The sequence below is a fragment of the Microbacterium fluminis genome, from assembly GCF_051549805.1.
GTDB lineage: Bacteria > Actinomycetota > Actinomycetes > Actinomycetales > Microbacteriaceae > Microbacterium.
On record NZ_CP196042.1, the window covers coordinates 1,135,560 to 1,154,782 of the forward strand.

At 71.2% G+C, this 19,223-nt stretch carries 10 protein-coding genes and 1 pseudogene; 2 read left to right on the top strand and 9 right to left on the bottom strand.

The window, feature by feature from the left end; translation table 11 throughout:
• Positions 1-9: 9 nt before the first annotated feature.
• The 4 genes from ACSJDX_RS05420 to ACSJDX_RS05435 all read right to left on the bottom strand — a co-directional run bounded on the left by ACSJDX_RS05420 (position 10) and on the right by ACSJDX_RS05435 (position 10,479).
• Positions 10-6,093 carry an Ig-like domain-containing protein gene (locus tag ACSJDX_RS05420; RefSeq protein WP_438354542.1) on the bottom strand — a complete coding sequence of 2,028 codons (6,084 nt, stop codon included), beginning with the start codon at positions 6,091-6,093 and terminating at the stop codon, positions 10-12.
• 155 nt (positions 6,094-6,248) lie between these two features.
• Complete coding sequence (locus tag ACSJDX_RS05425; RefSeq protein WP_438354543.1) at positions 6,249-8,600, bottom strand: ATP-binding cassette domain-containing protein; 2,352 nt, start codon at positions 8,598-8,600, stop codon at positions 6,249-6,251.
• 213 nt (positions 8,601-8,813) lie between these two features.
• Positions 8,814-9,662 (bottom strand): helix-turn-helix domain-containing protein, encoded by an 849-nt coding sequence (locus tag ACSJDX_RS05430; RefSeq protein ID WP_438354940.1) that lies wholly within the window; start codon positions 9,660-9,662, stop codon positions 8,814-8,816.
• A 148-nt stretch (positions 9,663-9,810) separates the two neighbouring features.
• Entirely contained in the window at positions 9,811-10,479 is a 669-nt protein-coding gene (locus tag ACSJDX_RS05435) for a TetR/AcrR family transcriptional regulator (RefSeq protein ID WP_438354544.1), read from the bottom strand.
• A 77-nt stretch (positions 10,480-10,556) separates the two neighbouring features.
• On the opposite strand from ACSJDX_RS05435, the pseudogene ACSJDX_RS05440 reads away from it, so the two are divergent.
• A pseudogene (locus ACSJDX_RS05440) lies at positions 10,557-11,090 on the top strand (DUF4386 domain-containing protein); the annotation flags it as partial.
• A 162-nt stretch (positions 11,091-11,252) separates the two neighbouring features.
• Here ACSJDX_RS05440 and ACSJDX_RS05445 read toward each other — a convergent pair.
• A complete protein-coding gene (locus tag ACSJDX_RS05445; RefSeq protein WP_438354545.1) occupies positions 11,253-11,825 on the bottom strand; it encodes a DNA-3-methyladenine glycosylase I in 573 nt (190 codons plus the stop codon).
• A 49-nt stretch (positions 11,826-11,874) separates the two neighbouring features.
• Positions 11,875-13,980, bottom strand: a complete 2,106-nt coding sequence (locus tag ACSJDX_RS05450) for an acyl-CoA dehydrogenase family protein (RefSeq protein ID WP_438354546.1) — start codon at positions 13,978-13,980, stop codon at positions 11,875-11,877.
• 167 nt (positions 13,981-14,147) lie between these two features.
• Here ACSJDX_RS05450 and ACSJDX_RS05455 point away from each other — a divergent pair, with 167 nt between their 5' ends.
• Positions 14,148-14,660 (top strand): GNAT family N-acetyltransferase, encoded by a 513-nt coding sequence (locus tag ACSJDX_RS05455; protein WP_438354547.1) that lies wholly within the window; start codon positions 14,148-14,150, stop codon positions 14,658-14,660.
• 23 nt (positions 14,661-14,683) lie between these two features.
• On the opposite strand, the gene recQ is transcribed toward ACSJDX_RS05455, so the two are convergent.
• From recQ to ACSJDX_RS05470, 3 genes are all read right to left on the bottom strand, one after another.
• Complete coding sequence (gene recQ / locus ACSJDX_RS05460) at positions 14,684-16,669, bottom strand: DNA helicase RecQ (RefSeq protein ID WP_438354548.1); 1,986 nt, start codon at positions 16,667-16,669, stop codon at positions 14,684-14,686.
• Between the two features lie 107 nt (positions 16,670-16,776).
• Positions 16,777-17,484, bottom strand: a complete 708-nt coding sequence (locus ACSJDX_RS05465) for a response regulator (protein ID WP_438354549.1) — start codon at positions 17,482-17,484, stop codon at positions 16,777-16,779.
• A complete protein-coding gene (locus tag ACSJDX_RS05470) occupies positions 17,481-19,064 on the bottom strand; it encodes an ATP-binding protein (RefSeq protein ID WP_438354550.1) in 1,584 nt (527 codons plus the stop codon). The genes ACSJDX_RS05465 and ACSJDX_RS05470 overlap by 4 nt, the downstream gene beginning before the upstream one ends.
• Between the last annotated feature and the right edge of the window lie 159 nt (positions 19,065-19,223).

Below are 19,223 nucleotides of genomic sequence, written 5' to 3' on the forward strand. Positions count from 1 at the left end.
TCTCTGTCGCTAGTACCAGGTCATGTGCTCGGCGTCGCCGTAGCCGTCGATGGAGATCCAGAAGTCCGCACCCGGGTCTCCGAAGTAGCAGGTGAGGGCCACGGAGCCGTTGGCGGGCACGTAGTACGTCTTCGTGCCCCACCGGCCGCCCCACGGGCCCGTCGCGTTGCACGAGAGCGTGTAGTTGCCGGCCGGGAAGTTCTGCACGTTGAGCACGCCGTAGGCGCAGGTCGGGCTGCTGCATCGGAACTGCCCCACCGCATTGCCCGTCTTACTCGTCCACGCACGCGGCTGCGGCGGATCGTCGGTGCGACCCGACGCGCTCGCGGATGAGGTCTGGCCCGCGGCATCCGTCGCCCACACCGTGATCCCACGGCTCTGGGAGTATCCGACGTCGTAGGACTCGGAGCCGCTGAGGCCGACCGCGTGGCGTCCGCTGATGCCGTCGATCGCGATCTCGACGCTGACGATGTCGCGGCCGTTCGCCGCCGGCGCCGACCAGTTGAACGTCAGGGTGGTCGGGTTGGGCTTGCCGACGCTCGCGCCGGGCTGACGGATCGGTCCGTACGGCACGACGGCCGCGGACGGGCTCGAGGCGGGACCGTCGTAGCGCACCCCGTCGAGGGCGGTGAACGCGCGCACCAGCACCTGGTAGCTGTTGCCGTTCGAGATGCCCGACGTGATGCGGCCGCCGCTCGCGTCCCAGTTGCCCGCCCAGCTCGCCCCGCCGTTGACCGAGTACTCGTAGCGCACCTCGGAGGCGGTGGCGCCGTTGCCCGCGGCGGGCGCGTAGGTCACTGCGATCGCATTGTCGGGAGCGGGAGTGGATGCCTGGACGGCCGTGGGTGCGCCCGGCGCGACGAACGCGCGACGCGGGGCGGACGGCGGGCTGTCGGCTCCCCATCCGGCCTTGTTCTGCGCCGCCACCGTGAAGGTGTAGTCGCTCTGGCTGGCGTCGATGGTGACCGCCGCCGAGGTGGTGCCCGCTGCGACGGGGATGGTGCGATCCGGCGCACCGCCGCCCCTGACCGTCAGCCGGTAGCCCGCGATCGGGTCGCCGTTGTTGGCGGGCGCGTTCCACGACACCTGCATCTGCGCCTGGGAGCCGACCGGGGCGTTGCGCGCGGTCGTCGGTGCAGCCGGGGCATCCGGAGCCTTCGCCGGAACCATGAACGCGGAGTACTGGCTCCAGCTCGACGGTTCGGGGGCGCGGTTCACCGCCTGCACGCGCACCTGGTAGGCCGTGCCGTTGTCGAGTCCCTCCCACGTGAGCGAGTTGCCGGTGACCTTCGTCTTCTGGATCGCGCCGGAACGCGGCGCGGGCGAGATCTCGAGGGTGAACGACTCCACGGGCGAGCCCGGGGTGGGCGGCGTCACCCACGCCACCTGCAGGCTGCGGTCGCCGAACACCAGCGTCGGCGGCTGCGGGGTGTCGGGGCGGGCGTCGGGACGCGCGGTGGCCGACGGCGCGGACGGGTCGGAGTCGCCGACCTTGTTCGTGGCGACCACGACGAAGTTGTACTCGACGTTGTTGGTCAGGCCGTCGAGGGTGCACGTGGTCGCCGCGCACTTCTTCGTGTAGTTGCCCGCGATCGAGGTCACCGTGTAGCCGGTGATGGGCGCGCCGTTGTCCGCCGGCGGGCGCCATGACATGACGACGGTGCGGTCCTGCACCGACGAGACCGTCGGCGTTCCCGGCACATCGGGACGGCCCTGCACCGTGAGGCGGATGCGACCCTCCACCTCGCGGTCGCGATCGCCGGTCGCGTCCTGGATGCGGTAGCGCACCACCATCGTGCCGAAGAAGTTCGCGTCGGGCGTCACATCGACCCTGTTGCCGGTGACGGATGCCTGACCCGCCCCGGTCTCGGTGATCGCCGTCACCACCTTCAGCGGGGTGTCCGGGAAGGGATTGGAGTCGTTCGCGAGCACGTCGACGCTCTGCGTGCGACCCTGCGGCGCCTCGGCGACCACGTCGTCGTTCGCGGTCGGCAGCGGTCGGGTCGAGGCGGTCACCCGGACCGACACCGAGCCCTCGACGGGGGCCGTCTTGCCGTCGGTGATGCGCAGCGTGACCGCGCCCACCGTGCCCTTCGCGGTGCCGGAGTCGGCGCTCACCTTGAGCTGCTGACCCTCGATCGATGCCGACATGCCCGCGGGCGCGCCGCCCACGATCTCGTACTTCATGCCGTCGAGGTCGGCCGGGTCGGGATCGGTCGTCAGGGCGCGCAGGTCGAGCGTCGCCGCCGCCTCGCCGGGGGCGACATCCAGCTGTCCGTTCGTGAACGTCGGCGGCTGGTTCTCGGGCGGCAGCACCGTGATCGGGATCACCAGCGTGGCCTTCCGCCCCTTCGGGTCGTCGGGTCCGGTGCCGTCCGTCACTTCGAACGTGAGCGCGTCCTGGCCGAAGTACCCCTGCGCCGAGGTGTACGTGAGCGTGGTCTGGTCCTTGATGAGCGACCCGCCGTTGCCGTGCACCGCGCTGACCTTCGCCGCCTCGGTGATCACGACCTTGGCGCCGCCGGCGGCCTTCACGTGGTCTGCGAGCGGCAGGTCGATCGTCTCGCCGCTCTTGACCTCGATCGGCGTCGTCGTGGTGAGTGTGGGCGGCAGGTCGCCGAGCGCCGGCACCGAGATGAACGCGGAGGCGGTGAGCCCGTCGACATCGGTGATCGTGTAGGTGATCAGCTGCGCGGTGTCGCCGAGCGTCACGCGCACCTTGTTGTCGGGCAGCACGGTCGCCACCGGGTCGGAGACCGACACCTTGAGCGCCTTGATCGTGCCGTCGGGATCCTCGTCGTTGACGAGCACCTCGACGTCGACGGTGCCGTCGTCCTTCACGTCCTGCACGCGGATGCGGTCGTCGCGCGCGATCGGGCGCAGCAGCGGGACGTCGTTCGCGACGGTGATCTGCAGCACCGCGGTCGCCGTGGCGCCGCGCGCGTCGCGGATCGTGTACTGCAGGGAGGTCTGCACCGGGGTGCTGGGCGAGGTGACAACCACGCGGTTGCCCTCGACGGTCGCCGACAGTCCCGGCACGTCGGGCACCTGGAGGCCGCCGCTGACGAGGGAGATCTCGTCGCCGTCCGGGTCGGAGTCGTTCTGCAGCACGGGCACCGCGACCTGGCGACCGGGGCGCATCACGACCGCGTCCTTCACCGCGTAGGGCGCCTGGTTGGCCGACTCGGGAGGAGCGATCCCGATCCGGATGGAGGCGACGCCCTCCTTGCCGAGGTGGTCGCGCACCCGGTAGGTGAACGAGTCGGCGCCGTTCGAGCCGGCGAACGCCTCGTAGGTGAGGAAGTCGGCGCCGGTGTCGATGATGCGGCCCTTCGTGGGCGCGGAGGCGATGCCCACGAGCGCGACCGAGTCGCCGTCCGCATCGATCCCGTCCAGCGGCACCGGGATGCGCACCTGCGCGCCGCTCAGGGCGCGGGCGACCAGATCGCGAGGGCGTGGGGCGGTGTTGGTGTCGGTGTTGACCGGCAGGACCTGGATGGTGATGTAGCCGGCATCCTTCTGTCCGGACGAATCGACGACCTCATAGGTCGCGTACACCGTGCCGGGGGTGTCGGACGCGCGGAAGCGCACCGTGTCCTGGGACACGAACATCTCGCCCTGGGCGGGCGTGATCAGCGGGGGCACCAGGTCGGGGGCGACGTGCATCGTGTCGCCGTTGGGGTGGTAGTCGTTGGCGAGCACGGGGATCGTGACGATGTCCCCCGCGCGCACGACCGCCTGATCGTCGTTCGCGACCGGCGGCTGCAGCTTCGCCGGAGCCGGCACCGGGATCACGACCACCTCGCCGTCGGCCGTCTGCGAGCCGTTCGAGATGCGGTAGGCGATGCGCACCTGCTCGCCGAGGGCGGCCTGGTCGCTGATCCGCAGCGTCTCGTGGTTGAGCACCGACACCGCGATCCCGGAGTTGGGGGGGACGGTGACCGACTGGACGACGAGGATGCCGCCGGCCGGGTCGGTGTCGTTGGCGAGCACGTTGACGAGCACGTCGCCGCCCGACGGAAGCAGCGCCACGTCGCGCACCGCGATCGGCGGGAGGTTCGTGTCGCCTTCCGGCAGCACGTCGACGCGCACCACGTTGGAGGCGTTGGCCCCCGCCGCCGTGGCGAGGTACTGCACGTAGTACGTGCCCGGAGTGTTCGAGACGAACGAGAACGTCTTGTCGGCGTAGTCGGGGACGATCGTGGCGCCCGCCACCTCGTCCACACGCGCGAGACGCAGGGGATCGCGGCCGGCGGTGGTGTCGTTGGTGAGCGGCGCGACGGTCGCGGTCTGACCCGCGCGCACGACCACGTGGTCGGGGTTGGTGACCGGGATCGTCGAGCCGACGGGTCGCACGTCGAAGCGCACGATGCCCTCGGTCACGGCGGTGCCGTCCGACACGGTGACCGCGACATCCTTGCGCCCGACCGTGCCGGCGATCGCGCGGTAGGTGATCTGGCCGTTCGCGGTGAAGTCGGCCTCGTCGCCGGGAGCGGGCACCACGGCCTTGAGGAAGACCTCGTCGCCATCGGGGTCGATCCAGTCGGAGAGCACGTTGTACGACACGGTGCTGCCGGCCTCCACCGCGATGGTCGTGACGCGCTTCTGGGTGGGCGCCGCGTTGACGCTCCAGTCGTGCACCGTGAGGTGCACGGAGGCGGTTGCGGTCCCACCGCGACCGTCGTCGACCTGATAGCGGAAGGTGTCGGATCCGGATGCGCCGTCGGGAACCGCGATCTGGAGTGCTCCGCCGTTGTTGATCGGCTGGATGCTTCCGAGCTTGGGATTGCCGTCGGGCACGGTCGCGGTCAGCACGTCGCCGTCGGCGTCGCTGTCGTTGTCGAGCACCGGGAGCACGGTCGTGCGGCCCGGGCGCACCCCGAAGTCGTCGTTGTTCGCGACCGGAGGGGTGTTGATGTCGCTGCGGACCGGGAGCGTGGTCTGCACCGTCTCCTGGGTGGTCTTGTCCTTGTCCTCCGTGTTGCCTTCGGGCGGAGTGACGTCGTTCCAGTTGTCGACGCGCTGCATGCTGTCGCTGGCCATCCAGGCCGCCCCGCCGATGACGTCGTTGAGCACGACCACGTCGCGGTTCTGCCGGAACGACAGCTCCGCCGACGGGTCGATGCCCTGGATGTCGGTGGTGAGGTCGTCGCCGTCGCCCGCGCAGTCGCGGATGAACTTCCCCGAGCCCGACCACGCCGCGTAGGCGCAGCCCTTGAGCGAGACCGGCGCCGCGGGGGTGCCCTGACCGCCCGCCTGCTGCTCGGCGGGCGCCGAGCCGTCCAGCGGCACCTCGACCAGCGCGCCCTTGGTCGCGACGGCGACAGCCGGCGCATCGGCGGACGCCTGCTGCAGCACGGCCCCGTCGGCGCCGGAGACGGTGGCACGCAGGCCGTTCGATCCGTAAACCGTGCCGCCGGCGAGCACGACCGCCGTCGATCCGACGGCGGAGATCGAGGCATCCTTCGCGTCCTTGACGCCGTCGACCGCCTGCCGCGAGGGGTCCTGCGGTTCGCCGTTGGCGTTCATGGCGATGGAGACGATCTCACCGTCGTGGGTCGACACCGCGTGGACGGTGCCGTCGACGCCGACCGCGACGTCGGCGCCCTCGCCGAGGGTGGCGTTCGGGTCGACGCCCTTGGCGGTGAACGAGCCGACCGTGTCGGCGCGCGCCGCCCACAGTGCCCCGGAGCTCGGGTCGAGGATCGCGACCGTGCCGCCGCCGAGAGCGACCTTGGCGCCGGAGGGCAGGTCGGCGGAGTTCGTCAGGGTCACCATCGCGGGGTCGACGGGCGTGACGGTGAAATGCGTCTGATCGACCACGAGCACGCGGGATCCGGACTGCAGGATGTCGTAGGAGTCGGACCCCGTGCGCAGTCCGCCGTCGAGCACCTGGGATTCGTGGTTGAAGTGGCCGACCAGCAGGCTCGACTTCTTCGTCACCCAGACGCCGCCGTCGTGCAGGTCGACCTCGGTGGTGGGCAGGCCCTGATAGACGAAGGCGAGCGTCGTGATGGTCACGGCGGCCGCAGTGACCGCCCCCGCCGAGGCGAGCGCCTTCGGGCGCGCTCGCAACCAGGCGAACGACGTCATCTCAGCCTCCCCCCGGGGCCTGTGTACGGCACCGCGGGTGAGCAGCGACGTTCAGCGAATCCGAATCCTTTCCCTAGCCTAACCGCAGGATTTCGGACCGCGAACCTCGGGATATGGGGCGTTTTCCCCATCCGCGACCCGGGTCGCGGATGGGCTCACGCCCCGACGTAGCGCCGCAGATGCGTGCCGGTCAGCGTCGTCGCGTCGGCGACGAGCTGCGCGGGCGTCCCTTCAAACACGATCTCGCCGCCGTCGTGCCCGGCACCGGGGCCGATGTCGATGATCCAGTCGGCGTGCGCCATCACGGCCTGGTGGTGCTCGATCACGATGACCGAGTTGCCGGCTTCGACCAGCCGGTCGAGCATGCCGAGCAGATTGTCGACGTCGGCGAGGTGCAGGCCGGTGGTGGGCTCGTCGAGCACGTAGACCGCCCCCTTCTTCGCCATCGAGATCGCGAGCTTGAGCCGCTGTCGTTCGCCGCCCGACAGGGTGTTCAGCGCCTGGCCGAGCGTGATGTAGCCCAGTCCGACGTCGATCATGCGGGCCAGCGTGGTGGCGGCCGGGCCCGTGGTGAAGAACTCGGATGCCTCGGCCGCCGACATCGCGAGCACCTCGGCGATGTTCTTGCCATCGAGCTCGTACTCGAGCACCGCGTCGCTGAACCCGGTGCCCTCGCACAGCTCGCACAGCGTCTCGACCGACTGCGTGAATCCCAGGCTCGTGATGATGACGCCGAGGCCCTTGCAGGCGGGGCACGCGCCTTCGGAGTTGGCGCTGAACAGGCCGGGCTTGACGCCGTTCGCCTTCGCGAACGCGGCGCGGATCGTGTCGAGCAGTCCGGTGTAGGTTGCCGGGCTGCTGCGCCGCGAGCCCTTGATGGGCGACTGGTCGACGACCACGACGTCGTCGAACGAGGGCACGTTGCCGTGGATGAGCGACGACTTGCCCGAGCCGGCGACCCCCGTGACGACCGTGAGGATGCCGAGCGGCACGTCGACGTCGACGTCCTTGAGGTTGTGCTGCGTCGCCCCGCGGATCTCGAGCGCCGACGTCGCGGTGCGCGTCGACTCCTTCAACCGGGCACGGTGGTCGAGATGGCGGCCGGTGAGCGTGTCGGAGGAGCGGAGGCCCGCGACATCCCCCTCGTAGCGGATCTCGCCGCCCGCGCGACCCGCGCCGGGGCCGAGGTCGACGATGTGGTCGGCGATCTCGATCACCTCGGGCTTGTGCTCGACCACGAGCACCGTGTTTCCCTTGTCGCGCAGCAGCTGGAGCAGGGCATTCATGCGCTGGATGTCATGCGGGTGCAGGCCGGCGGTGGGCTCGTCGAACACGTACGAGATGTCGGTGAGCGGCGACCCGAGGTGGCGGATCATCTTGGTGCGCTGCGCCTCCCCTCCCGACAGCGTGCCCGAGGCCCGGTCGAGCGAGAGGTAGCCGAGCCCGATGTCGACGAAGGATGCCACGAGGTCGCGCAGGCTCTTCATGAGCGGAGCGACCTCGGGGTCGTTCACACCCGCGAGCCACTCGCCGAGGTCGGTGATCTGCATGGCCGCGGCGTCGGCGATGCTGATCCCCTGGATCTTCGACGACCGCGCGCCGTCGTTGAGTCGAGTGCCGTCGCATTCCGGACACGGCATGAACTTGACGGCACGGTCGACGAAGGCCCGCACGTGCGGCTGCAGGCTGTCGCGGTCCTTCTGCAGCATCGACTTGGTGATCTTCGGAACCAGACCCTCGTAGGTCATGTTGATGCCGTTGATCTTGACCTTCGTCGGCTCGCTGTAGAGGAACGCCTGCCGCTCCTGCTCGGTGAAGTCCTGGATGGGCTTGTCGGGGTCCATGAACCCCGACTCGCTGAATCCCTTCACCATCCATCCGTCGGCGCTGTACCCGGGGATCGTGATCGCGCCCTCGTTGAGCGACTTGGTCCTGTCGTACAGCTCGTCGAGGTCGACGTCGCTGACCTGGCCGAGCCCCTCGCACCGCGGGCACATGCCGCCGGTGATCTCGAAGGAGCGCCGCTCCTTGACCTTCTTGCCGGCCTTCTCGAGCGTGACCGCGCCGGTGCCGGATACGGACGGCACGTTGAACGAGAAGGCCTGCGGCGAGCCCACGTGCGGCTGACCCAAGCGGCTGAACAGCAGCCGCAGCATCGCGTGGGCGTCGGTCGCGGTGCCCACCGTCGAACGGGCGTTGGCCCCCATGCGCTCCTGGTCGACGATGATCGCCGGGCTGATGTTCTCGAGCGCGTCGACCTCGGGCCGCTGCAGCTGGGCCATGAACTGCTGCACGAAGGTCGGGTAGGTCTCGTTGATGAGGCGCTGCGACTCCGACGCGATCGTGCCGAACACGAGCGACGACTTGCCCGAGCCGCTCACCCCGGTGAACACCGTGAGGCGGCGCTTGGGGATGTCGACGCTGACGTCCTTGAGGTTGTTGACCCGCGCACCCACCACCCGGAGGACGTCGTGGCTGTCGGCGGCCGGGGCCTTGTCGTCGGGCATGCGCTCTCCAGGGTCAGGCCACGGCGGGACGCGGCATCCGCTCACCAGTGTGACGCACGCCCCCGACAGCCGCTTGTCCGATCCTGCTCGATGCCGCGGCGCCGTCCGGGTGTCGCACCGGGCGGCGTCAGCCGGAAGGCGCCTGAGTGACAACGAGGGGATCGTCGCTGGGGAGTGGAAAGTCGACGATCCCCCCGTTCTCACGCAGGCGGATCAGTCGGGCGAGCCCGGAGGCCGGTCGCCGCGCAGGTGCGACGGGGTGGTGCCGGTCCAGACGGCCACGGCGCGGCGCATCTCGGCGTCGTTGCCGAACCCCGCGCGGACGGCGATCTCGGGGATGCGCACATCGTCGAATGCCGCGTCGGCGAGCATCGCGAGGGCCGCTTCGGTGCGCTGCCGACGGATCTCGCGCGCGGGCGAGGATCCCTGCTCCTCAAAGGCGCGCTGCAACTGGCGCAGCGAGACCCGGAGGCTCCGGGCGACCTGCGCGGGATCGAGCGCGGCGCTGTCGCGGAACATCGCGATGTGGGCCAGGGCCTGCTCGTACAGGGAGGCGCGGGCATCGGGACGGGCCGGCGGTGCTCCCGCCGGATCCGCGGCGAGGGAAGCGACCATGTCGGCGAGCATCTGCTCGAACATGGCCGCCGAGATCGACGCGCCCTCGATGCCGTGCTCGATCGCGCCCAGGACGAACTCGCGCACCGGCTGCACGAGCGGAGACGAGGGGTGCGTCTGCGCGTGCTGCGCCGGCAGCACGGAGCCGCACGCGACGAAGGCGTCGGCGGGGATGTCGACGGTGGCGACGGAGGCGGGACGGGCGAGGATCATCGTCGCGGGGTGCCCGCCGGGCATCCGGACGAGGTCGTGGTTCCCGACGACGCACTGCGAGCCGTCGGCCGCGCGCAGGACGACGCCCTCGTCGAGCGGAAGCACGAGGCGGACGCCGCGACGGCCTCGCGGCGTCGGGTCGAGCATGGTCGACCCCTGCGGAAGGCGGACCACGCGCAACCGCACGGTGCCGATCGTGGTCGACATCGTGCGATGGAGCCCTGCCTCCGGCATCGTCACACCGCGAGGCTAGACCGGTCGCGAGCGCTCGCCCCCGCGCGTTGACGCATCCCAGTAGTGGTCTCAGTACTACCGGTTTTCTTCCTGATCGGAGCGGAGAAAGATCAGTAACGTGTCAGGTGTCAAGTATTTCCCGGACACGTCACCGGTGTCGTGCGAAACCGTCGAGCAGGAGGTCGAGCGCGAAGGCGAACTCGGCCTCGTCGTCGCACCCTCCGGCGTGTGAGACCGCGTCCGCCATGTGGACGATGTTCGGGTACACCCGAGCGAACTCCGCGAGGGTCGCCGCGCGCTCGGCGGGGTCGGCGGGCAGCTGCGGGGTGGGGAACACCTCACGCGTGAACCCCCACATCCGGGTGCTGAGGGCGTGCATCGCGTTGTGCACGAGGTCGATCGGGAGACCACCGGCGCGCAGTATCCCGATCAGCGCGTCCATGTAGGACAGGACGGCGACGCTCGAGCGGGTGCGCGTGACGATCGCCTCCTGCGCCCAGGCGTGCTGCAGGATCACCGCACGCGCCGTGAGGATGCGCCCGCGCACCGCAGCACGCCAGTCCGCCGGAGGAGCGGATGCTGCGCTCCCCGCGTCGTCGGCGATGCGCGCCTCGATCTCCGCCACGACGACGTCGACCATTCCGTCGATGAGCTCCTCCCGATCGGCGACGTGCTTGTACAGCGCCATCGGTGTCACGCCGAGGGTCTCGGCGAGTCTGCGCATGCTCGTCGCCTCGAGAGTGGTGGCGTCGGCGAGGGCGACGGCGGCATCCAGCACCCGGTCGCGGTCGAGTCGCTGCCGCGTCGGAGTTGACATGTGTACAGCGTAGACCTAGCGTTCGGAGGAGAAGGTCTACACCGTATACCTCATCATCGAGTCCAGGAGTGCCGTCCATGTCGCCCACCCGTTCCGCCGCGCTCGTCGCCGGCCTGCTGTACTTCTCCACGCACATCACCTCGGTGGGCGCGGCGGCTGCCTACGCCACGGCGCTCGCGGATCCGGCCGCCTCCGGCGCGCACGCGCTGGTGCTGCTCGGCGTCGCTCTCGAGGTCGCTCTGGCCCTCGGGGTGGTCGGCACGGGTGTCGTGCTGCTGCCGCTGCTCACCCCGTACGCGCCGACCCTCGCCGCGACGTTCTCCGCGCTGCGCACGCTCGAGGCCGCCGTCGTCGCCGCCGGGGTGCTGCCCATGCTGGTGCTCGCAGGGCTCGGGGCTCCGTCGGCCGGGAGCGCCGGCATCCCGATCCTGGTCGACCTGCACGCCGCCGCGTTCCTCGTCGGGCAGGGGCTGGTCATCAGCGTGAACACGCTCGTGATCGGCGCGCTGCTGGTGCGCTCGGGGGTGGTGCCGCGGTGGATCGGCGTGCTCGGCATCGTCGGCGGGGTCCTCGTGCTGACCGGCAACTCCCTGCAGCTGACGGGCGCGCTCGGACCCGGCAGCCCGTGGGCGCTGCTGTTCGCCGGGCCGGTGTTCGTCTTCGAGCTCTCTCGCGACCTCCCTCGTCGCGCGCGGGCTGCGGGCCGGCCGGATGACGCCGGTCGGGCCGGGAGACGCCGTCCCGGCGGCCGGGAGGAGCTGACCCGCCGTCGGCTACGCGGCCCGCCAGCAGCCGTCGACGTGGTCGTCGACCATTCCGCCGGATTGCATGAGCGCGTACATCGTGGTCGGCCCGACGAAGCGGAATCCGCGCCGGCGCAGCTCCTTGCTCATCGCGGTCGACTCCGCCGTCGTCGCGGGCACATCGGCGAACGTCGCGGGACGAGGGGCGGATGCCGGGGCGTACGACCAGAGCAGAGCGTCGAGCTCTCCCGGGGCCATGCCGGTCACGAGCCGGGCGTTGCCGATCGTCGCCTCGATCTTCGCCCGATTGCGGATGATGCCGGCATCCTGCATCAGCCGCGCGACGTCGTCATCGCCGAATCCGGCGACGACGGTCGGGTCGAACCCGGCGAACACCTCGCGGAACCGTGGCCGCTTGCGCAGGATCGTGATCCACGACAGGCCGGCCTGGAACCCCTCGAGGCTCATCTTCTCGAACAGCGCACGGTCGCCGTGCAGAGGGACACCCCACTCCTCGTCGTGATAGCGGAGGTATTCGGCGTCCTCGCCGACCCAGGCGCAGCGGGCGCGCCCGTCGGGCCCGGTGCGCAGGTCGGTGGTCACGCCTCGACTCTAGGTCGGGGTGGCGACACCCGCGGAACCCGGACGCGCCCTACTTCTTCTTGAGCGACTTCTCCGACACCGGCGCCTCGCCCGAGGCGGCGAGCGCCTCGAAGTAGGCGCGGGCCTCGTCCTGCCGCTCCTGCTCGGCACCCGAGGCGATGGGCGCGCGCACGTGCTCGGGCTCGAAGCCGTAGGCGTCGACGAGGTCCTGCACGTGGGGGCGCAGGCGGGCGGTGAGGCGGTCGATGTACTTCGTGACCGATGCCGCGCGCTGCGCCGACAGGCGTCCGTTGATCAGGTACCACGCGAGGTGCTTCTCGATGAGGTGCAGGCCGAACAGGTCGCGCAGCCACGTCAGCACCTGCTTCGTGCCCTCGTCGGAGACCGCCTTCACGCCGTCGCTGAACGCCTCCCACTGCAGCAGCTCGCCATGGGCGCGGGCGGCCTCGATGAGCTCGGACTGGTGCGCGTTGAACACCGCGGCGGCCTCGTCGGGGGACAGCTTGGACGCCGGGCGCAGGGCGGTCGCGACATCCGTCACCATCTGCTGCACGCGGCCGGCCAGCAGCTCGTGCTGCTGTTCTGCGCGCAGACCGAGCTCGACCGAGCGGGCGGTGGAGCCGAAGTCCGCGACCGACTGGCCGAGCGCGCGGAGCCCGGCGCCGTGGAAGATGCGACCGGCGGTCTGCCCGACCGCGTACTTGGCCAGCGCCGCGGCATCCGCCCCCTTGAACTGCTTCGCGAAGTCGGCCAGCAGGCGCTTGCCGACCAGCTGCAGGAGCACGTTGTTGTCGCCCTCGAACGTGACGTAGACGTCGAGGTCCTGGTGCAGGCCCACCATGCGGTTCTCAGCGAGGAAGCCGGAGCCGCCGCACGCCTCACGGGCCTCCTGGATCGTCGACAGCGCGTTCCACGTCGACAGCGGCTTGAGCGCCGCGGCGAGCGTCTCGAGGTTCTCGCGGTTCTCGGGGGTGTCCTCCCGGCCGCTGAACACGGCGTCGAACGTGCGCAGCAGCTCGTCGTTCGAGAAGAACTGGGCGTAGTTCTGGGCCAGCAGCGGGATGAGGCGGCGCTGGTGCTTGCCGTAGTCGAGCAGCACCACCTCGGAGGTGCCCGCGCCGGAATCGAACTGGCGGCGCTGGCCGGCGTAGGTGAGCGCGATGTAGAGGGCGAGGGCCGTGCCGGTGGTGGCGGCCCCGTCGAGCGAGACGCGGCCCTGCACGAGCGCGCCGAGCATCGTGAAGAACCGGCGGCCGGGGCTCGGGATGTCGCTGGTGTACGTGCCGTCGGCAGCGACCTGGCCGTAGCGGTCGAGCAGGTTGAAGAGCGGGACGCGCACCTGGTCGAAGTGCAGCCGGCCGTTGTCGATGCCGTTGAGTCCGCCCTTGACGCCGTCGTCCTCGCCGCCGATGCCCGGCAGGAATGCGCCCGACTCGTCGCGCAGGGGCACGTAGAAGCAGTGCACGCCGTAGTTCACGCCGCCCGTGATGAGCTGGGCGAACACGGTCGCCGCCTTGCCGTGCAGCGCGGCGTTGCCGAGGTAGTCCTTCCACGCGCCGCGGAACGGCGTGTGGAGGACGAACTCCTGGGTCTCGGGATCGTAGGTCGCGGTCGTGCCGATGGCCGCGACATCCGATCCGTGCCCCGTCTCGGTCATCGCGAACGCGCCGGGGATCGACAGGTCGATGATGTCCCGCAGCCAGGCGTCGTGATGCTTCTTCGTGCCGAGCTGGAACACGGCCGAGCCGAACAGGCCCCACTGGACGCCCGATTTGATCTGCAGGCTGGGGTCGGCGAGCACGAGCTCCATGAATCCGGCGAGGTTGGCGCCGTTGTCGTTCAGTCCGCCGTACTCCTCGGGCATGGCGCGGCGCGAGCCTCCGTGCTGCACGAGCAGGTGCAGCTGGGTGAGCACCCGCTCGCGGTGCTCGGCCATCGGCATCCCGGCCACCTGCCAGAACGCCGGATCCTTGATCATCTCCCGTGCCTCGCGGCGGGTGTCGGCCCAAGTGCCGAGGAGCAGATCGGTGACGGCCGCCACGTCGATACGGGTCTCGGATGCCTCGGCGGCGCTGTGCGGCGCGGTGGGTGCGCCGCCGGCGGGGGTGCGCCGGTCGTTGGCGGGCGTGTGCGGGCGGACGGCGGCGTCGGTCATGTCGGACCTTTCGGCAGGGCGGGAGAGGAAGACCCTTTCACGGTAGAACTCCTCCAACGGCGGCCCAAGTCGAGTGGAGGAACCCTCCAAGACGGTGCGACCGCGTGGTCGAGGCGGATTGTGCGCTCCCCACATCCGCCGGCGTCGGGACACGGCAGACTCGAGGCATGAGCACGGATGCCGCGGACGTGACCATCGCGCCCTGGGGCGTGGGCGACCTCCCGCTCCTGGAGGCGGCGAACACCCCCGAGATGACGCGCTACCTCGGGGGGCCGGAGAGCCGGGAGAAGCTCCTCGTGCGGCATGCCCGCTACCTGCGGCTGAACGAGACCGGCGAAGCGCGGATGTTCCGCATCGAGGTCGACGGCGAGGCCGCGGGCGGCATCGGGTTCTGGCAGATCGACCACGACGGCGAGCCCGCGTGGGAGACGGGATGGAACGTGCTGCCCGACTTCCAGGGGCGCGGAGTCGCGCTGCGCGCTCTGCGACTGTGCATCGCGGATGTCACGACGCGCGCCGGCGGCGGTCGGAACGTGCTGTATGCGTTCCCGAAGCCCGAGAACGCGGCATCCGACGCCCTGTGCGCCCGGGCGGGGTTCGCGTTCCGCGGTCAGGCGCCGTTCGAGTACCCCAAGGGCGTGCCGATCACGGTCAACGTGTGGCGGCTCGCCCTGCGCTGAGGCGGCGCCGGACCTGCGCCGGCTCAGTGCGCGGCGATCACCGCGACGACGGCGTCGCCGTAGGCCTCGCGCTTCTTCGCGCCGATGCCGGTGATGCCGTCGAGCTCGGCGAGCGAGCCGGGACGCAGCTCGGCGAGCGCGCGCAGCGTGGCGTCGCCGAACACGATGTAGGCGGGCACCCCCTGCTCGCGGGCCTGACCGGCCCGCCATGCGCGCAGCGCCTCGAACAGCGGCTGGTCCGCCTCGCCGAGGTTCGCGGCGGCGGCGGCCCGGCGCGGGCGTGACCCGCCCCCGCCGCCGCGGCCGAGCACGTCGCGCCGCAGCGGAACCGCGGCCTCGCCGCGCAGGACCGCCGCCGAGGCGTCGCTGAGCCCGAGCGTGCCGTACTCGCCCTGCGCCACGAGCACGCCGCGGGCGAGGAGCTGCCGGATGACGCTGCGCCAGTCCTGGTCGCTGAGGTCGGCGCCGAGTCCGTAGGTGCTCAGCCGGTCGTGCCCCTGCTGGCGGATGCGCTCGGTGTCGGCGCCGCGCAGGATGTCGACGAGGTGGCCGGCGCCGAACGCCTGGCCGCGCTCGCGCTGCAGTCGCACGATCGTCGAGAGCAGTTTCTGCGCCGGCACCAGCCCGTCCCACGTGTCGGGCGGGGTGAGGCACGTGTCGCAGTTGCCGCACGGCCCGGACTCCTGACCGAAGTAGCCGAGCAGGTTCTGCCGGCGGCACGCGACCGTCTCGCACAGCGCCAGCATGGCGTCGAGGTGCTGCCCGAGCCGCATCTTGTAGGTGCGATCGCCGGGGCTCTGGTCGATCATGCGGCGCTGCTGCACGACGTCGCCGAGGCCGTAGACCATCCAGGCGACGGATGCCTCGCCGTCGCGCCCCGCGCGACCCGTCTCCTGGTAGTAGCCCTCGACGGACTTGGGCAGGTCGACATGCGCGACGAAGCGGACATCGGGTTTGTCGATGCCCATGCCGAACGCGATCGTGGCCACCATGACCACGCCGTCTTCGCGGAGGAACCGCGACTGGTGCCGGGCGCGGACCCCGGCATCCAGTCCCGCGTGGTACGGCAGGGCGTCGACGCCCTGCCCGCGCAGGTACTCGGCGGTCTGCTCGACCGACTTGCGGCTGAGCGCGTAGACGATGCCCGCCTCGCCCGCATGGTCTTTCACGAACGCCGCGAGCTGGCGGCGCGGGTCGACCTTGGGCTCGATGCGGTACTGGATGTTGGGACGGTCGAAGCTCGCCACGAAGTGCCGGGCGTCGGGCAGGCGCAGCCGCTCGGTGATCTCGCGGTGTGTCGCCGCGGTCGCCGTCGCGGTGAGGGCCATGCGCGGGACGCCCGAGAAGAGGTCGGCGAGTCCGCCGAGCGCGAGGTAGTCGGGGCGGAAGTCGTGTCCCCATTGCGACACGCAGTGCGCCTCGTCGATCGCGATGACGCTGAGCCGGCCGCGCTGCAGCAGGGCCGCGGTGGCAGGCGACGCGAGCCGCTCGGGAGCGACGTAGATGAGATCGAGCTCGCCCGAGACGTAGGCGCGCTCTACGTCGGCGCGCTCGGACGGGCTCTGCGTGGAATTGAGGTAGGCCGCGCGCACGCCGTTCGCGGTGAGCGCGTCGACCTGGTCGTGCATGAGCGCGATGAGCGGGCTGATCACGAGCCCGGTGCCCTCCCGCACGAGAGCGGGAACCTGGTAGGTGACCGACTTGCCGCCGCCGGTGGGCATGAGCACGACGGCGTCGCCGCCGGCCACGACGTGCGCGACGATCGCGGCCTGGTCGCCGCGGAACGCGTCGTAGCCGTACACGTCGTGCAGCGCGGCCGCCGCGGACGGATACCGGGAGGGACGGATGCCGGGGGTCGCGGCCGACGCTGGCCTGCGGGCGGCCTCGGGCGGCGGCATCCATCCGTCGTCTGCGGGCGGGGCGTCGAGGTCGTCGGGCGCCCAGTCATCGGGAGGTGCGTCCCACACGAGGTCGGCGTACGGGTCGCCGGACAGGGGGGAGGAGGTCACCCGACCAGGCTAACCGCGACCGCCGACGCCCGCGCCGCGGCGACGGCGATCGCGCGCACCCACCGGAGGCTGCGGCATCCGTCCTTCTGGGGAGGAGCCGGCGCGGCTCAGCGGCGCTTCACCGAGTAGCGGTGCTCGGGACGACCGGTGCCGCCGTAGCGCAGATCGAGCGCGACCACGCCCGTCTGCTCGAGCTGGCTCAGGTAGCGCTGGGCCGTCGCCCGGCTGATGCCCACCTCCAGCGCCACCTCGGAGGCCGACATGCCCGCGCCGCTCGCGGCGAGCGCGCGGAACACCGACTGCAGCGTCGGGGCGAGGTGCGACAGCTCGGGCGACGCCGCCGCGCCGGGCAGCGGTCGGTAGAGCGCGAAGAGCTCGTCGACGTCGGTCTGGGTCGCGTCGTCCGGCCATGCGGCGAACCGCGCATGCGCCTCGCGCACGGCCGTCAGCCGTGCGGCCAGGGCGGCGAACCCGACCGGCTTGAGCAGGTACTGCATCGCCCCGACCTGGAGGGCGCCGCGGACGGCCGCGAGGTCGTTCGCCGCCGACACCACCAGCACCATCGGGGGGCGGGGCGTGTCGAGCAGACGCCGGACCACCTGGAGCCCGTCGCCGTCGGGCAGGTAGATGTCCAGCAGGACGAGGTCGGGGCGGTGTGCCTCGACGAGCGCCCGAGCCTCGGCGGCGGTGTGCGCCTCCGCGACGGCGACGAACCCCGGCACCTTGTCGACGAACCCGGCCAGCACGCTCGCCACGCGGTAGTCGTCGTCGACGATCAGCACCGACAGGTCGGCCGGCGGCATCGGCGTCGTCATGAGGCATCCTCTCCCACGGTCGCGGGCGTGCGCGGCAGGGTCACCGTGAAGGACGCGCCCGGACCGTCCCCCACCTCGATCGTGCCGCCGGCCTGCTCGACCGTGCGCGCCACCAGGAAGAGTCCGAGCCCGCTGTGGCGCGCCACGCCGGTCGGCTTGGTGGTGAAGCCGCTGCGGAAGATGTGCGGGGCGACCTCGGGAGGGATGCCGGGGCCGCTGTCGTCGACCTCTATCTCGATCTCCTCCGGGGTCTCAAGGACGCGCACGATCACCCGCCGCGGCGCGCGGGTGCCCTGCAGCGCGTCGAACGCGTTGTCGATGAGATTGCCGAGCACCGTGATGAGCGCGTGCACGCGGTCAGGCGTCTCGCCCAGACGGGTCTCGGGGTCGATCACGAGCTCGATGCCGCGCTCCCCCGCCTCGGCCGCCTTGCCCAGCAGCAGTCCGATGACCTGCGGCGACGCGATGTGCGCCCGCAGGCTCTGATCGAGGTCGGCGCCCACTCCGCGGATCTCGTGCACGTACTCGAGGGCCTCGTCGACGCGGCCGAGCTCGAGGAGGCCGGCGATGCCCTGGATGCGGTTGGTGAACTCGTGCTGCTGCGCGCGCATCGACTCGGTGAAGCTGCGCTCGCCGGCCAGCTCACGGCTCAGCGCCTCGAGTGCGGTGCGGTCCTGCATCGTGACGACCACCCCGTGCGGGCGGCCGCCGAGGATGACGGGCATGCGGTTGAGCACGAGCCAGAAGTCGTCGGTGACGACGCTCGCGTCGGCCACGGCGCTCGTGCCGGTGAGGGCGTCGCGGATCGCGCCGGGCACCAGCACGTCCTCGACGCGGCGGCCCTGCACGTTGTCCGCCAGGCGCAGCAGATGCGTGGCCTCGTCGTTGACCACGCTGATGCGCCCGGAGGGGTCGATCGCGATGACGCCCTCGCGGATGCCGTGCAGCGTGGCCTCGCGCTCCTGCAGCAGGCGGGCGATCTCGTCGAGCTCGAGCCCGAACGTGCGGCGCTTCAGCAGGCTCGCGAGCCCGAACGAGGCCGCAGCGCCGATGAGCAGCGCCACCGCGAACCACGCCCCGTAGGTCGGCAGCTGCGCGAGCAGCAGCTGCGTCACGGACTCCTCGCGGATGCCGACCGAGACCTCGCCGATGAATGCGCCGGTGCTGTCGCGCAGGGGGACGCGCGCGTTCGCGGTGACCCCGACGGCGCCGTTGTCGACGCGCAGGTGCACCTGGCCGTCGGCGGCGACGAGCGGCTCGGTGACCTGCTGGCCGATGAGGTTCGGATCGGGGTGCGTCAGGCGCACGCGGTCCTGGTCGATGACGACGATGTAGGCGGCGCCCACGCGGGACGCCGTCGTCGTCGCCAGCTGCTGCAGTGTCGCGTCGCACCCGTCGCCGCGGTGGGCGACGCAGTCCTGCACGGGCGGGCTCTCGGCGAACGTCTGCGCGATCGAGGCGGCCCGAGCCTGGAACTCCTGGTCGAGGTTCTCGCGCGCGGTCGCCGCGAAGAGGCCGAACCCGACGGCGCTGGACACCGTCAGGATGACCAGCTGAGCCAGGAATATCTGACTCGACAACCGCCTGACCCGCCATCGCATCCGTGCGATTATGTCACCTCCCCCGGTGAGCAGATCGCGCGAAAGCACCCGAAATCGCGCAGAAACGGCGCATGGCGCGAAAGCGCGACACCGGTGGAGGTCGGCATCCACTCTGTTGCTTGCAGCTGCGACGTCGCA

Bases quoted from the DNA above. Each gene is read 5' to 3' on its own strand.
- ACSJDX_RS05420 (WP_438354542.1), bottom strand. From the start codon at position 6,093: ATGACGTCGTTCGCCTGGTTGCGAGCGCGCCCGAAGGCGCTCGCCTCG.
- ACSJDX_RS05425 (WP_438354543.1), bottom strand. From the start codon at position 8,600: ATGCCCGACGACAAGGCCCCGGCCGCCGACAGCCACGACGTCCTCCGG.
- ACSJDX_RS05430 (WP_438354940.1), bottom strand. From the start codon at position 9,662: ATGCCGGAGGCAGGGCTCCATCGCACGATGTCGACCACGATCGGCACC.
- ACSJDX_RS05435 (WP_438354544.1), bottom strand. From the start codon at position 10,479: ATGTCAACTCCGACGCGGCAGCGACTCGACCGCGACCGGGTGCTGGAT.
- ACSJDX_RS05450 (WP_438354546.1), bottom strand. From the start codon at position 13,980: ATGACCGACGCCGCCGTCCGCCCGCACACGCCCGCCAACGACCGGCGC.
- ACSJDX_RS05455 (WP_438354547.1), top strand. From the start codon at position 14,148: ATGAGCACGGATGCCGCGGACGTGACCATCGCGCCCTGGGGCGTGGGC.
- ACSJDX_RS05465 (WP_438354549.1), bottom strand. From the start codon at position 17,484: ATGACGACGCCGATGCCGCCGGCCGACCTGTCGGTGCTGATCGTCGAC.